The sequence below is a fragment of the Candidatus Poriferisodalis multihospitum genome (assembly GCF_028283155.1).
Lineage (GTDB): Bacteria > Actinomycetota > Acidimicrobiia > Acidimicrobiales > Poriferisodalaceae > Poriferisodalis > Poriferisodalis multihospitum.
Genome location: NZ_JAPYOK010000043.1, coordinates 16,604 through 31,671, shown reverse-complemented (window position 1 = coordinate 31,671; position 15,068 = coordinate 16,604). Strand labels below are relative to the sequence as shown.

The window sequence follows — 15,068 nt, the reverse complement described above, 5'->3', positions numbered from 1 at the left end:
CATCTGACGAGGCCTCGTCCAATGGCGGCACCGGGATCTCTTCGCACACCATGCGACCCACATCAACCATCCGGCCCGCCTTCATCATCTCCATCGGCTTGTTCACTCCTTGCGTGCCGACCGGCGACCGAGCAGTCTCACCGATCCAGCGAATATTGGCTCATGAAGGCCCAGCCCTGCGCGGTGGCGCTGATGCCGTCCGCGGACGCAGCACCGTTCTTGCTGCCGCCTTTCGCCCATGACGAGCCCGGCCAGATGTGCCCAGCACCTTCGATCGCGTAGAAGCGCAACTCGATGTCGCCATCACAGCCGGTGTAGCGCATGAGCCATGTCACGGCGTCAAACCGGGTCTCGGTCGCCGTCGCGCAATTGAACTCCGTCGCGAACTGAGCCAGCTCGTCGGGAATGATGTCGCCGAAGAATTCTCCGAGTTCCTGGACCTTCTCATCGTCGATCTGCACACCTTTGAGCAGCACCGATTCCCTGCTGTTGTCGAACGGCACCACCTCGTCGGCAGTTCCATGGACGGCGCCCATGGCCACCGGCCGAGCGGGTTGACACCCGTCGGGATGGCTGATGCCGCCAACGGAAAAAGTGGCAGCGATCCGGTCTGTCAGTCCGCAGACCAGATGAGCGCTGAAGTAGCCCCCGTTGGAGAAGCCCGTTGCGTAGACGCGGTTCAGGTCGATGCAGGTTTGAGCTGCGATGCGATCAATGAGATCGCTGACGAACTGCACGTCATCCCGTGAGATCGTGTCTGCCCCGATCCCCTCCCAATTACGGGTCGCGCCCCATTTGCTCGACTCGACCAATATCCCCGATGGATGCACCGCCACGAATCCCTCGGCCTCCGCCAGGTCGGTGTAGCCGGTGTAGGCCGCCTGTCCAGCCCCGTCGCCGCCCAGGCCGTGGAAGTTCAACACCAGCGGCGCCGGCGCCGAAGCCGCGACCGGCACATACAGCAGATACTCGTACTCATTGCCTCCCGATGTCAGGTAATGGCGACTGTGCGCTCCGACCAGCTCGGCATCGGCCACGCAACCGGAGGGTGTTTCCGCCGCTTGGTCAGTCGACGTGCACGCCGCGGCCCCAAGCACAAGCAACGCCGCCACGCAGGCAACCGGCCCTGATCGACACCTTCCGCTGTGCCGAGGCAGGCGCATCGGGGAAAGTTAGCTGGCAGGCTGTGCGGCGATGAATGTGCCGGTTGCCACCGCCGACCGCAGCCAGCCATTCGTGCGGGGCTGGGTGGTGCTTGCGGGCGTGTTCGGGGTGATGATGATCACCTCGGGCATGGTCTTCTATGCCCTCGGCGCATTTCTGGATGCCTTCGTCGACGAGCAGGACTTCAGCACCGGTCTCGCGAGCGCTGGTGTGGGTGTGTTCTTGCTGGCCTCAGGTCTGTGCGGGTACTACACGGGCAAGCTGGTCAACCGGTTCGATGCGCGATGGGTGATCACGGCGGGCACCGCCGTCAGCACGGCCGGCATGGCTTTGCTGGCCGAGATTCGCAACGGCTGGCAGATGTTCGCCGTGATGATCTTGTTCGGCATTGGCTTCGGGCTCTGCGGCCTAGTGCCGACTACCACGTTGGTGACCCGCTGGTTCGAGCGGCGTCGCTCAGTAGCGATGGCAATCGCGTCAACCGGCTTGTCGCTCGGCGGCATCATCCTGCTTCCCCAACTCATCCAACGAATCGAGAGCGTTTCGCTGGTCTATTGGGCGCCCCGATTTGCGGTGGTGTACTGCGCCCTACTGCTGATCTCGACGTGGGGCTTCATTCGTGCGTGGCCCGCAGATGTGGGCCTGGGGCCCGATGGGGCTCGCTCGGCTGACCACTCGGGCCGGACCCCCGTCGGCACGCCACCCGGAACGTCGTACGGGCAGGCAATTCGGACACGGTTCTTCATCTTCACCGCCATCGGATTCGTGCTCGCGATGAGCAGCCAGGTCGGCGCGATTCACCACATCTACAAACTCACCGGCGACCGGCTGGGGCTGGAAGCCGCCGGCGCAGGCGCTGTGCAGCTGCTGGCTGGCACCAGCGTGGTTGCCAGGATCTGCGGGGGCGTCGCAGCGCTGAAGCTGTCGCTGCGCTGGCTCACGATGGCGTTGATGGTGGTGCAGGTGGTCGGTTTGTGCGTGCTGGCCGTCGCCGGCGACGAGCTCACCATCGTGGTGGGCGTGCTGGTGCTGGGAAGCGCCATGGGCAACCTGTTGATGCTGCACCCGCTGATCCTGGCCGACGCGTTCGGCGTGCGGGACTACCCGCGCATCTACGGATTCGGCTCGCTGCTCATGGTGTCGGGCCTAGCCGGAGGCCCGTTCATCACCGGCGTCCTTCACGATGCCTACAGCTACCGGTCGGCGTTCTTCACTTTGGCGGCGATTGCCGTGGGGGGCCTGATCGTCTACAGCTTCGCCGGCAATCCCACCCGTGACTACCTCGCGGCTCGGCCGCCCGAATCCGAGTGGGCAGCTCCGGTTCGGCCTCGATCCGCTCGGCCGACGCCGACACCCGTGCTGACCGCGACGCGTGAACTCCCCGAGGGTGCTCGCCAGCCTGTACCGGTCGGCAATGGGGTCAATGGCGCCTTCGACGAGATGCCCGGATTCGGCCAAGCCGAAGGCGACGAGGCCGACCAGAAACGCGACCGCGCCGCTCCTGCCGTTTGGGTCGTGGAATCTGCATGAGCTGCCCAGCCTGATCTGCCGCACCCCTGCTGGCACATCGAGATCAGTTCGCGACATCGTTTCGCCGGCCGAAACAACAATGATGTGGTCGTGAAGATCGCTGTGCTGGGAGCGACGGGCTACGTCGGCGGCCGCTTGGTGCCGCACCTGATCGGCCACGGCCACCAGGTGGTGTGCATCTCACGCAATGCTCAGCGGCTGGCGAATCGGTCATGGCGCCGAGAAGTCGAGGTGCGCGCCGGCGACGTGGCAGATGCCGCCTCTCTGGAAGCTGCCCTGGCCGGATGCGAGGCAGCGTTCTACCTCGTCCATGCCATGGGCATGACCGATGACTTCGCGCACGCTGACCGCATCGGCGCGCGCAACATGGCCCTTGCTGCGGAGGCCGCCGGGCTGAGCCGAATCGTGTACCTCGGCGGGCTGGGCAGCGACGCTCCTGGGTTGTCGCCCCACTTGGAGAGCCGGCACGAGGTGGGACGACTGCTGGCCAGCGGGTCGGTTCCGGTCACGGAGCTGCGGGCGGCGGTCATCATCGGCTCGGGCAGCGCGTCGTTCGAGATGCTGCGGCATCTCGTCGAGGTGCTGCCGGCGATGATCTGCCCTCGCTGGGTGACGGCCACTCGCTGTCAGCCCATCGCCATCGCCGATGTCCTCCACTACCTCGCCACGGCCGTGGGCATGCCTGCGGCGGCACACGAGGTTGTCGAGATCGGCGGCCCTGACGTCGTGTCGTACCGGGACATGATGAACGCCTACGCACGCTGCGCGGGCCTGCGACGGCGACTGATCCTGCCGGTGCCCGTGCTGACACCGCGGCTGTCCTCGCACTGGGTCAAGCTGGTCACGCCGCTTCCCTACGACCTCGCGCGGCCGCTCGTGGACAGCCTCGTCAACGACGTCGTCGTCAGCAAGGCCCGCAGCATCGAGCGTCGCCTACAGCATCAACCGTTGCGTCTGGACGAGGCCCTCCAACGCGCCGTGCAGCATGTCCAGGACTTGGACATCACGACGAGCTGGATGGACAGCGCTGCCGATCGCACGGCGGCGTCGCCGATGCCTCAAGATCCCAACTGGGCCGGCGGGACGGTGCTGGCAGACGAGCGCGAGGTGTCGGTGGACGCGTCGATCGAAGACGCCTTCGCGACAGTGTCCGGCATCGGCGGCGAGCGCGGCTGGTACGCCGCGCAATGGCTGTGGCAGCTGCGCGGCGCGCTCGACAAGCTGATCGGCGGGGTGGGCATGCGGCGGGGCCGGCGCCACCCTGACGACCTGCAGGTCGGCGATGCAGTCGACTTCTTCCGGGTGGAGGTCTGCGAGCCGCCCAGCCTGCTGCGACTGCGGGCCGAGATGCGCGTGCCCGGCGACGCATGGCTGGAATGGCAGCTCAGCAAATCAGCCGAGGGAGTGCTGCTGCAGCAGCGGGCGCGGTTTCATCCCAGGGGGGTCCTGGGACGCCTCTACTGGTGGGTGCTGGTCCCGGTGCACACCATGATCTTCCGCGAGCTGATCGCGCGGTTGGCCATCACGGCCGAGGCACGCTCACCACAGCTCGATCAGGACCAACCACCTCAGGGCCAATCACATCAAGGCCGGTAGGCGATCGGGCGCGAGGCGAGCTGAACCGGGCGGTTCACCACCCGGTAGGCGCCACGCGCCGCCTCGATACGAGCTTCGAGCTCCGCCCGCAGCGCCACCGGGTCCTCCGCCTCAGCCAGCTGCCGCTTGTAGGCGGCCTCGATGCCACCCTCGGGCGGGATGCCCCCCACATCGGCGGCCGGCCACACCACACGGGCGTTGTGCTGGCGCCGCGGCGTGGCGTAGTTGTTGCCGGCTACGCCGAAGCTGCGCCGCATGAGCACGGTGAATATCGGCACCGCGGCCTGCGCGAACGCCGTCATCCACGTCGCGCCCTTGCGGATGGTGCCGGTGATCTCGTGCTCGACGCCGACCGCGAAACCGGGGTTGTCGCACAGATTCAGGATCGGCATATGGAACAGGTCGCACAGGTCGATGTGGCGCGTCAGCTTGTCGCAGCCGTCAGCGGTGAGCGCGCCCCCGTTCGGGTGGCGGCTGTCCGATGCCAGCACGCCCACCGGGTGACCGTTCATGCGCGCGAAGCCGACCACCTGATCGGTGCCCCACAGCGGGCCGATCTCAAAGAACGAGCCGCGGTCGCAGATCAGCTCGATGCCACGGCGGATGTCGAACGTGGTCGTTCGCTTGCGAGGGATCAGCGTCAGCAGTTCCTGCTCACGCCGGTCCGGCGGATCGGCGGGGTCAGGCGGCAGCACCGGCGGCGTTTCGTACACCGACGGCGGCAGGTACGACAAGAACCGTCGAACGAGCTCAGCCGCCTCCTGCTCGGTCTCGGCCAGGTTGTCCACCGAGCCATTGGTGCAGTGGATGCGCCAGTCGCCGAGGTCTTCCTTGGAGATGTCGTAGCCCATGGCGTGGCTGACGACCGGCGGCCCCGCCACGAAGAGCTGCGAGATATCGCGCACCATGACAGCGAAATGGCCCAGCACCGCTTTGGCCGCGCCGATGCCGACCACGCTGCCCAGCAGCATGTTGATCACCGGCACCGTCGCGAGCTGTTCGGCATACTCGGTGCTGCCCAAGTGCGAGGGCAGGAAGGAGCCGCCGCCTCCCGTCACCCGTGGACGGCCGGCCTTGATGGCGCCGGTGCTCTCCTTGGCACTGCTCTCGCCTTCCTTGCGCTGCTCGGGCACCATCGAGGCGACGCTGCCGCCGCCTGACGAACCGTCGAGCAGCCGGATGGACGGCACGCCGAGCTCAGTTGACAGCAAGTCCAAGTAGAAGCTCTTGGCACCGATGGCTCCGTCGGCGTGGCCGCCCCGCGACGTGAAGTCGTCGGCGCAGACGATGACGTCGCGACGGTTGATCTTGCCGGTGCCGCCGACGTGGTTGGCAGGTGTGAACGCCGCGATCTCGCCTTCGTCGTCGTAGGAAGCGAAGCCGGCCAGGCTGCCGACCTCGCGGAAGCTGCCCTCGTCGAGCAGCAGGCGGATACGGTCGCGGCAGTGCAGCTTGCCCCGATTGCGCTGCCGCACGACGCCGGGTTCCTCGGAGTCCGGACCGAGCCGTTCTTCGGCCAGCCGCTGCAGCGTCTGCACCTCGTCGAGCAGGGGCTCCCAGCCGCTGAGAGCGGTGCGTGCGCTCGGAGCGCCGCCGGCATCTGCACCGGACAGCACCACGGCCAATACATCGCCTGCTGCCAACTGATCGCCGGGTTGCAGGTCCCGCAACGCCGAGATGGTGCCGTCGCATGGCGCAGTCACCTCGGTTTCCATCTTCATGGCCGACAACACCACCAGCGCTTGTCCCGCTGTCACGGCGTCGCCGGCGTTCACCCGCACATCAACGACGCTGGCGGGCAACGGACTGCGAATCGCAACCTCACCGTCGGCGAGCTCGCGGTCCGGCCACGTTGAGGCCGCAGCTGTGACCGGTGGCACCGTCACGGGCGGCGCCGCTGAGGCGGATTCCAACATCGCAGCGCGTCGCGAGACGCTGCCGCTCATGTCGCCCGACATGCCGTTGGTGCTCGTGACGGCCGCCGCCCCGTCGGCGAGCGGCACCATCTCGGCGAGCAACGTGGTCCGTGCATCACCGCTGCGCACAGCAGGGTGGTTGAGAATCTGGCGAAGTTGATCGATGTTCGTGGGCAGCTGGCCGATGTGAAAGTCAGCCAGTGCCGCCGATGTGCGGGCTGCTGCGGCTTCGAGGGTGCTTCCGGTGCCGATGACCTTGGCGAGCAGCGGGTCGTAGTGCGGTGGCGGCGTGTAGCCGGCATAGCCGGCGGCGTCGACCCTGACGCCCGCGCCTGACGGTTCGTGGTACGCCGAGATCGCGCCAGAACCAGTCGCTACGACTCGTGCCTGCACGGCGTAGCCGCGCGGAGCGGCCGCGGACGCCGCCGCGGCCCTGCCCCGGTCTGCGTCGCCCGGAACAACACCGATCTCCTCCAAGCGCGCACCTGCCGCGATCCTGAACTGCGCCTCGACCAGATCGACGCCGGTGACCTGTTCAGTGACGGTGTGCTCCACCTGGATGCGCGGGTTGCACTCGATGAAGAAGTGGTCGCCGGCTTCGGGCGACACCAAGAACTCCACCGTTGCTGCATTCGCCAAACCGGCCTGTGCGGCGAGTCGAACGGCATCAGCATGCAGCCGGTCACGCAGGCCGGCGTCAAGCCCCGGCGCGGGGGCGATCTCGATGACCTTCTGGTTGCGCTGCTGGACCGAGCAGTCGCGTTCCCACAGATGCGCCACGCTCCCGTGAAGGTCGGCGAGCACCTGCACCTCGATGTGGCGTGGTCGTTCCACCAGGCGCTCCACGAACACAGCGCCATTGCCGAAGGCCGCTGCAGCTTCGCTGGAGCACCGTTCGAACGCCTCAGCGATGTCCTCGATGCGCTCCACTGCGCGCATGCCCCGGCCGCCGCCGCCGGCCGCAGCCTTCAGCATCACCGGCAGACCGACCTCTGCGGCGGCGTCCGCAGCCGCGGCCGCATCGGCGACGGCCCCCGGCGACCCACCCGCGACGGGAATCTCCAGCGAGGCAGCCAATGTGCGGGCGCGGACCTTGTCGCCGAAGAGCTCGAGCGTGCCGGCCGCGGGTCCCACGAACGTCAGTCCCGCTTCGGCGCAGCCAGCGGCAAGAGCTGCGTTCTCCGCCAGGAAGCCATAGCCGGGGTGGACGCAATCGCAGCCGTGCTCGGCTGCGATCCGCAGCAACGCGTCGATGTTCAGGTACGCGGCCAGCGGATCGCCGCCAGGCAACGGCGCGATCTGGTCCGCGGCCACCAGGTGCAGCGAGCGCTCGTCGACTGGCGCATGCACTGCCACTGTCTCGATTCCGAGGGCCTCAGCAGCCTTGGCAATACGGATGGCAATCTCGCCGCGATTGGCGATCAGGACACGGGTGAAACTCACGATCCCCCCTCGATATGGCCATCACATGGCCGGGTACCGGCGATTCTGGCGCGAATTCGATGCCCGGCGCGGAGTTGGCCGACCGGTGCGAGACTGGCGAGATGGAGATTTACGACGTCATGCGCACCACCTTCGCCGCTCGGGACTTCACCGACGACGAAGTCACCGACGAAGTGCTGTACCGCATCTTCGACAATGCTCGGTTCGCCGCCAGCGGCGGCAACCGCCAGGGCCACAAAGTCATCGTGGTGCGAGATCCTGCCCGCAAGAAGCGCCTCGGCGAGCTGTGCATTCCGGCGATGCGCGTCGCCGCGGCTCAGGTGGCTGCAGGCGAGGTGTACTGGCAGAGCTACAGCCCGTCATCGGTGAACATCGAAGAGGCAATGGCCGACGAGTCGTTGAAGTTCCCGCTTCCGATGTTCGAGCACATGGACGAAGTGCCCGTGGTGCTGGTGATCACCGTCGATCTGCGCAATGTCGCCTCGATCGACAAGGAACAGGACCGCATCGGCGTGGTCAGCGGCGCATCGGTGTACCCGTTCGCGTGGAACATCCTGCTGGGTGCCCGCAATGAGGGCCTGGGCGGTGCAATGACCACGCTGCTCTCGGCAAGCGAGCCCGCAGCCAAGGAATTCCTCGGACTGGAGGACTGGGAAGCGGTGTGCGCCCTGCTGCCGATCGGCAAGCCGACCAAGCAGCTCACCAAGCTGAGCCGCAAGCCGGTAGAGGAGATCGCCGTGCGCGAGCGGGGCGACGGGGAACCCTTCACGATCTAACGACGGCGGCACACCCCGGTCGCAGGAGGCAGCGATGGCCATCGACTTCAGCTTGAGCCCCGAACTAGAGGAGCTCCGCAAGCGCATCGCCGCGTTCATCGACGTCGAGGTGCGTCCGGTCGAGGGACGCATCGATGCCGAGCGGCTCGAAGAGACCGACCGCGACGCGTACGTGACGGCGCTGCTGGGCATGCGCAAGCGGGCGCGCGACGAACACCTGTGGCTGCCACACATGCCCGCCGAGTGGGGCGGCATGGGGTTGGGCCACGTCGAGATGGCGATGGTGCAAGCCGAGGCCGCCAAGACCCGGTTCGGACCGTGGGTGCTCAACTGCCAAGCGCCCAACGAAGGCAACATGCACACGCTGCTGCACTGGGGCACCGACGAGCAGAAGCAGCGCTACCTGGCGCCGCTGTGCGAGGGCCGCGCAGAGTCGTGTTTCGCCATGACCGAGCCCGAGGTAGCCGGCTCCGATCCCACGCTCATCCAGACCCGGGGCTATCCCGACGGAGACGAGTGGGTGCTGAACGGCCACAAGTGGTTCATCTCGAATGCGCACCGTTCCAAGTTCGCCATCCTCATCGCCCGCACCGAGGACAACCCCGACATCCCCCAAGCCGGCAACTCAGCGTTCATTGTCGACCTGCCAACCGAAGGCTGGACCGAGGTGCGCCAGATCGAGACCATGCACGGCTCGACGGGCCACAGCGAGATTCTCATCGAGGACTTGCGAGTCGGTGCCGGCCAGATGCTGGGCGGGCGGGGCCAGGGACACCTGCTGGGCCAGTACCGGCTGGGGCCGGCCCGCCTGGCGCACTGCATGCGTTGGATCGCCCAGGCCCAGACGGCACTCGACATGATGGTCGACCGGTCGCTCAACCGGTACGCCCACGGCTCACTGCTCGCCGAGAAGCAAGGCATCCAGTGGATGATCGCCGACAGCACCATGGAGCTGTACCAGGCAAAGCTGATGGTGCTGCATGCGGCCTACAAGGTCGACCGGGCGCAGGCAGGCACGGGCGAGGACTTCAAGGCCGAAGTGTCGATGGCCAAGCACTTCGTGGCGAACATGCTGGGCCGGGTCATCGACCGGTCGATCCAAGTGCACGGAGCGCTCGGCTACTCCACCGACACCCCGCTGGCCCACATGTACCAGCACGCCCGCTGGGCCCGCTTCGCCGACGGCGCCGATGAGGTGCACCAGATGCGCATCGCGCAGCGCACCATCGCCGCCTACACCGACACCGGCAGCACCGGGGCCGCTACCGGCAACCTGCCGGTTTGAGCGTGCCCATACCGCAAGGGGCCAGATGAGCGGTTGGGGAAGCACCTCGTGAGCCGCGTCCTGCTCGATTCATGAGCGTCCTGGAGTATGTGGTCGTGGCGGTGGTGGTCGCCGCCGGCGCAGGAACACAGGCGTGCATCGGCCTCGGCATGGGCCTGATCGTGGGACCAGTGCTGGTGACCATCGAGCCGACGGGAATCCCTGGGCCGATGCTGATGCTGGCGGGCGGCATCAATATCCGCAACGCTGTCGCGGACCGAGCGGCGCTGAAAGCCCCGGCCTTGCGTCGGCAGTTGATCGCGGCACGCGGGCCACCTTGGCCACCTTCATGCTGTTCGTCGGCACGGCGATCATCGCTGCCCTCGCCGTCATCGGCGAATTCGGCCTGCGGGAACTGTGGCTCGGGCTGGGCTTGCTGCCCGCCGTCGCACTCGGCCTGCCGCTCGGCAGGTGGCTGCGGCCGCGGATTGCAGGACCGCGCTTTCGGATCATCGTGCTGTCGGTGGCGGCGACCAGCGCCACTGTCGTGCTCGTCCGCCAGCTCGCCGCGGGCTAGGGGTCCTCAGGGCTCGGCGGAGCGTCGGCGTAGTCGTCTAGGACCAGAGATCCTCGGGGCCGGGGGCAGGCTTGGGCACCGGCGTGGTGGCTTGGGCGATGACGCTGGCCGCTGCTGCGGCCCCCGAACCGCCCATCGGCGCATCCATGGATCCCAGCACGGCCTCGATGGTGCCGATGGTCCCGAGCAGCATCGGCGGGTTGAGGTGCCCCATGTGCCCGATGCGGAATGCCGCATCGGGGTCGCCTTGAATGTTGAGTCCCAAGGTGAGGCCGGCTTCGCCTTCGCAGGTATGGCGGATCTGGCCAGCCGGCACCTCGCCCGTGCGAACCAGCGTCACCGAGTTCGAGCGATGCGATGGGACCGGCACGTTCAGCTCGAGAGCATCCGGCGCCGACCATGCATCCACCGCAGCGTGCACGGCACGCGCCATCACATCGTGACGCGCCCAGATGTTCTCCAAGCCCTCCTCGTCGATCATGTCGAGCGCTTCTGCCAGGCCCCACAGGTGCTGGACCGGCGGGGTGCCGCAGAAGATCCAGTAGTGGGCGTCGGGATCGGTCCGCCGTGACCAGTCCCAGTAGGCGGTGCGCAGGTCGGCTCGCTGATGTGCTTCCCATGCCTTCGGGCCCACCCAGACGATGCCGAGGCCAGGCGGCACCATCAGGCCCTTCTGGCTGCCCGCAACCGTCACGTCCACGCCCCAGGCGTCCATCTCGAAGGGTTCGCAGCCCAGTGACGCCACGCAGTCGGCCATCAGCAGCGCCGGGTGGTCGGCCTCATCCAGTGCGCGCCGCACTGCGGCGATGTCATTTCGCACGGTCGTCGAGGTGTCGGTCTGGGCAACGAAGACGGCCGCGAATTCCCGGCCGACGTCTGCACGCAGCCGGTCCAGCACCGCGTCGAACTCGATGGCCGCCCGATCCGGTGCGTGCAGCACTTCGAACTTGATACCGCTCATCGCGGCCATCTCGGCCCAGTTCGTGGCGAAATGGCCCACTTCGAGCACGAGCACCTTGTCTCCGCGTGAGAGCGTGTTCGTCGTGGCCATCTCCCAGGCGCCGTGCCCGTTGGAGATTGCGATGTAGGCCCGGTGCTCGGTGCGGGCCAGCGCGGGCAGCCGCTCAAGCAGGGAGTAGGTGAGGTTGACCACCTCGCCTTCGTAGATGTTCGGAAGGGGACGGCGCATCGCGTTCAGCACCCGATCCGGGATGACCGACGGACCGGGAATCATGACCAGCGGCCGGCCGTATCGCAGCGACATCGCAACTCCCTTCAGCGGCAGCACCCTCGGGCAGGCCGCCAAACGACATCAGCCTAAAGAGGCTGAGCCCCGGGCACGAGCGCACGCGTAGGCTGCGCCCAAGCCTCTGCCCAGGCTCTCGGGAGCGCAAACACGGGGGTGTCCACCATGGACAGCAACGCACTCATTCATCCGTATTCGATTGTCGGCCGCAGCGAGAACGAGTTCATTCGGATCGTCTCGGGGGAGGGCGTCAAACTCACTGACGACGCTGGCAACGAATACATCGACGGCCTCGCCAGTCTGTGGCTGTGCCAGATCGGCCACGGAAACCGCACAGTCATAGATGCCATCGGTGCGCAGCTCGATCAGCTGGCGACCTACAACACATTCGAGCCCTTCTCCAACGGCCCCGCTGTCGAACTCGCCGAGATGGTCCGCGCCCGATCACAGCACCCTGACGGGCGAGTGTTCCTGGCATGTTCGGGCTCCGAAGCCGTGGACACGGCGCTGAAGTTCGCTCGTCGCATTCACCATCTCAAGGGCGACACCGATCGGCAGATCATCGTCCGCCGCTCCGCCGGCTACCACGGCGTGAATGTGGGCGGTACCAGCGTGCAGGGAGGAGCTGCATACCGCGAAGGCTGGGGCGATCTCATGCCCCACGTGGTCGAGATACCCAATGACGACGTCGAGCCCGCCGCGCAGCTGTTCGCGGAGCAAGGCGACCGCATAGCAGCGGTCATCTCCGAGCCCATTCAGGGCGCCGGGGGCGTTGTTCCGCCGCCGTCCGGGTATTTCGAGGGACTTCGTCGACTGTGCACCGAACACGGCGCTTTGTTGATCTTCGACGAGGTCATCTGCGGTTTCGGACGCACCGGGAGCTGGTTCGCCGGACAGACCTTCGGCGTGGCACCGGACATGTTCACGTTCGCGAAGGGCGTCACGTCGGGCTACATCCCCTTGGCCGGCGTGCTGGTGTCACGCGACATCGCCGACCTGCTGGAGGCCGACGAGACCAAGTTCATGCACGGTTACACCTACTCCGGTCACCCGACAGCCTGCGCGGCCGGCATCGCGAACATCGGCGTCATCGAATCGGAGGGGCTGGTCGACCGGGCACATGAAATCGGCGACCGGATGGAAGAGGGATTCCTGGCGCTTCAGGGTGACGGCATGATCGACAGCTACCGGGGACTCGGCGGCATTTGGGCCTGCGATTTGGGCCGAGACGCCACCGAGGCCAAGGAGGCCTTCCTCAAGCGAGGCGTGATCACGCGGTCGATCGGCAATGCACTCGCGTTCTGCCCGCCGCTCATAATCACCGACGACGAGATCGGGCAGCTGTTCGACCGGCTCGACGACGCGCTGCGCGCCACAGCGCCCTAGGTCGCTTCGCAACATCGCTACGCAGCAGGAGGAATAACGACAATGCAGAGTGCTGAGACGCGGGCTTTGATGGAGCGCTACTACGCAGCGCTGACCACCGCAGACCGAGACACCATGCTCGAGTGCCTCGACCCCGAGGTCACCTGGGTGCTGCCTGAAACAGCCGCCCAGGGCAACGCAGTCGACACAATGACGGGAGCCAAAGAGGTGGTGGAGGCCTTGGGGGGTCGTGTCGTCAGGCAGACCTTCGACATCTCCCAGCCGATCAACCTCGAGGTCCGCAGGATGATCGTTGAGGGCAGTACCGCGGTGGTGCAGCAGCGGCTGACGGCCACTGCCAAGGCCACCGGCCGCGACTACGACAACCAGTACTGCTGGGTGTACGACTGCCGCGACGGCCTGATCGCCCACATGGAGGAATACACCGACACGCTCTACGCAGCACAACGGATGGGATGGGACACCGCATGAGCACCTACGACATCGTCATCAAGGACGGGATGATCTTCGACGGCACCGGGGCACCGAGGGTGCGCGGCGACGTCGGCATCGCCGGCGGACGCATCGCCGCTGTCGGCCGGGTCGATGCCCGGGAGGGCGCCAGGGTCATCGACGCCTCCGGCATGCACATCGCCCCCGGCTTCGTCGACCTGCACACGCACTACGACGCGCAGGTCTTCTGGGACCCCTACTGCACGCTGTCGGGCTGGCACGGCATCACCTCGGTCGCCATCGGCAACTGCGGCTTCGGTTTCGCCCCGGTGGATCCCGACATGCGCGAGTACGCGATGCGCTCGATGACCCGCGTCGAGGCCATTCCGTACGAGTCGATGCGCCAGGGCATGCCCTGGGACTGGGTGACGTTCCCGGAGTATCTGGACAGTCTCGAACGCACGCCCAAGGCGATGAACATCCTGCCGTACGTGCCGATCGGCCCGATGCTGGTGATGGTGCTCGGCCTCGACGATGCGAAGTCTGGGCGGCTGCCCACCGAAGGCGAGCACGAGATGCTCGCCAAGCTGGTGCATGAGGCCATGGATGCGGGCGGTTGCGGCTGGTCTGCCCAGCGGCTGCCACCGACGGGCCCCGCTGCGGTGCAGCGCGACTGGGACGGCACGCCGATGCCGACCGACATGATGAACGACGAAACCGCCCGGGTGCTGGCCCGCGTGCTGGCCGAGCGCAACGAGGGCGTCGTGCAGATGACGCTCACGAGCGGCAACGTCGCTCACGACATGGCCCACCTCGAGGAGATCGCATCGATCAGCGGCCGGCCGTTGCTGCACAACGTGGTGCAGGCGTTCGAGGACAAGCCAAACATCCACCGGCGTCAGATCGAGTGGCTGGAGCGTTGCCGCGAGCAGGGCGTGCCGGTGTACGGCCAGGGCGTCACCAGCGACGCGGGGTTCACGTTCACCCTCGAGGACTGGAACCTCTACGACGACTCCGAGGCCTGGATGGAAGCCTGCATGGGCGATAAGGCCGAGCGCCTGGCCAAGATGGCCGACCCCAGCCGCCGCCAGGCCCTCAAGGACACGATGCCCCGCACAGCGACCGCGGGCATCGAGACCGTGACCATCCTGTCGCCGCGCAGCGAATCGACCGAGCAGTACCGGGAGATGTCGGTGGGCCAAGCGGCAGAAGTGGCGGGCAAGCACCCGGTGGACCTCATGCTCGACGTGGCCGTGACGGACGGGCTCGACACCTTGTTCTTCGTGGCGCCGCCGCAGGGCAGCTCAGAACTGCTGCGCGACGTGGTGCAGTACCCGCACATGCTGTTCGGCGTGTCCGACGGTGGGGCGCACACCAAGTTCCTCACCGCAGGGCGCTACCCCACCGAGACACTCGCGGAGCAGGTGCGTGAGAACCAGTGGGTGACCTACGAGGAAGCGCATCGACGGCTCGCGGCGCTTCCCGCGCAGCTCGCCGGATTCCGCGATCGCGGCCTGATTCGACAGGGCGGTCCTGCCGATGTCGTGGTGTACGACCCCGAGAACCTGACCGTCGGGCCGAACGAGGTGGTCCATGACCTGCCGGGCGGCGAGTGGCGCCGCATTCAGCGGGCCAGCGGCTACCGCAGCGTCATAGTGAACGGCGCCGAGACCATCTCCGAGGACACCCAGACCGAGACCTACAGCGGCCAGCTCCTCCGCCACGGCGGCTGACCGCC

General features: G+C 67.1%; 11 protein-coding genes. 8 read left to right on the top strand and 3 right to left on the bottom strand.

Translation table 11 applies throughout. The features are described 5' to 3' along the window. Positions 1–137: 137 nt before the first annotated feature. Entirely contained in the window at positions 138–1,037 is a 900-nt protein-coding gene (locus VI480_RS04145; protein WP_323671553.1) for an alpha/beta hydrolase family esterase, read from the bottom strand. Between the two features lie 157 nt (positions 1,038–1,194). Between VI480_RS04145 and VI480_RS04140 the strand changes: the two genes are divergently transcribed. After that, a complete protein-coding gene (locus VI480_RS04140; RefSeq protein ID WP_323671552.1) occupies positions 1,195–2,694 on the top strand; it encodes an MFS transporter in 1,500 nt (499 codons plus the stop codon). A gap of 90 nt (positions 2,695–2,784) precedes the next feature. Next, on the top strand, positions 2,785–4,290 hold the full coding sequence (locus VI480_RS04135) for an SDR family oxidoreductase (protein WP_323671551.1): 1,506 nt from the start codon (positions 2,785–2,787) through the stop codon (positions 4,288–4,290). Here VI480_RS04135 and VI480_RS04130 read toward each other — a convergent pair. Further along, a complete protein-coding gene (locus VI480_RS04130) occupies positions 4,278–7,649 on the bottom strand; it encodes an acetyl-CoA carboxylase family protein (RefSeq protein WP_323671550.1) in 3,372 nt (1,123 codons plus the stop codon). The genes VI480_RS04135 and VI480_RS04130 overlap by 13 nt on opposite strands. A 101-nt stretch (positions 7,650–7,750) precedes the next feature. On the opposite strand from VI480_RS04130, the gene VI480_RS04125 reads away from it, so the two are divergent. From VI480_RS04125 to VI480_RS04115, 3 genes are all read left to right on the top strand, one after another. Continuing rightward, on the top strand, positions 7,751–8,425 hold the full coding sequence (locus tag VI480_RS04125) for a nitroreductase family protein (protein WP_323671549.1): 675 nt from the start codon (positions 7,751–7,753) through the stop codon (positions 8,423–8,425). A 34-nt stretch (positions 8,426–8,459) separates the two neighbouring features. After that, positions 8,460–9,710, top strand: coding sequence for an acyl-CoA dehydrogenase family protein (locus VI480_RS04120; protein WP_323671548.1), 1,251 nt, complete (start codon positions 8,460–8,462; stop codon positions 9,708–9,710). A 316-nt stretch (positions 9,711–10,026) separates the two neighbouring features. Beyond that, positions 10,027–10,266 carry a hypothetical protein gene (locus VI480_RS04115; RefSeq protein ID WP_323671547.1) on the top strand — a complete coding sequence of 80 codons (240 nt, stop codon included), beginning with the start codon at positions 10,027–10,029 and terminating at the stop codon, positions 10,264–10,266. Positions 10,267–10,303: 37 nt separating this feature from the next. Here the strand turns inward: VI480_RS04115 and VI480_RS04110 are convergent, their stop codons facing one another. Further along, complete coding sequence (locus VI480_RS04110; RefSeq protein WP_323671546.1) at positions 10,304–11,530, bottom strand: pyridoxal-phosphate-dependent aminotransferase family protein; 1,227 nt, start codon at positions 11,528–11,530, stop codon at positions 10,304–10,306. Positions 11,531–11,677: 147 nt separating this feature from the next. On the opposite strand from VI480_RS04110, the gene VI480_RS04105 reads away from it, so the two are divergent. The 3 genes from VI480_RS04105 to VI480_RS04095 are packed head-to-tail and all read left to right on the top strand — an operon-like array spanning position 11,678 to position 15,063. Further along, entirely contained in the window at positions 11,678–12,898 is a 1,221-nt protein-coding gene (locus VI480_RS04105; protein WP_323671545.1) for an aspartate aminotransferase family protein, read from the top strand. Between the two features lie 42 nt (positions 12,899–12,940). After that, a complete protein-coding gene (locus VI480_RS04100; RefSeq protein ID WP_323671544.1) occupies positions 12,941–13,369 on the top strand; it encodes a nuclear transport factor 2 family protein in 429 nt (142 codons plus the stop codon). Next, the gene (locus tag VI480_RS04095) at positions 13,366–15,063 is read left to right on the top strand and encodes an N-acyl-D-amino-acid deacylase family protein (protein ID WP_323671543.1); all 1,698 of its coding nucleotides are present in this window, start codon (positions 13,366–13,368) and stop codon (positions 15,061–15,063) included. Before VI480_RS04100 ends, VI480_RS04095 begins: the two co-directional genes overlap by 4 nt. Positions 15,064–15,068 lie beyond the last annotated feature (5 nt).

Coding starts and splice junctions, on each gene's coding strand:
- VI480_RS04125 (WP_323671549.1), top strand. CDS start 7,751: ATGGAGATTTACGACGTCATGCGCACCACCTTCGCCGCTCGGGACTTC.
- VI480_RS04140 (WP_323671552.1), top strand. CDS start 1,195: ATGAATGTGCCGGTTGCCACCGCCGACCGCAGCCAGCCATTCGTGCGG.
- VI480_RS04095 (WP_323671543.1), top strand. CDS start 13,366: ATGAGCACCTACGACATCGTCATCAAGGACGGGATGATCTTCGACGGC.
- VI480_RS04110 (WP_323671546.1), bottom strand. CDS start 11,530: ATGTCGCTGCGATACGGCCGGCCGCTGGTCATGATTCCCGGTCCGTCG.
- VI480_RS04105 (WP_323671545.1), top strand. CDS start 11,678: ATGGACAGCAACGCACTCATTCATCCGTATTCGATTGTCGGCCGCAGC.
- VI480_RS04100 (WP_323671544.1), top strand. CDS start 12,941: ATGCAGAGTGCTGAGACGCGGGCTTTGATGGAGCGCTACTACGCAGCG.
- VI480_RS04120 (WP_323671548.1), top strand. CDS start 8,460: ATGGCCATCGACTTCAGCTTGAGCCCCGAACTAGAGGAGCTCCGCAAG.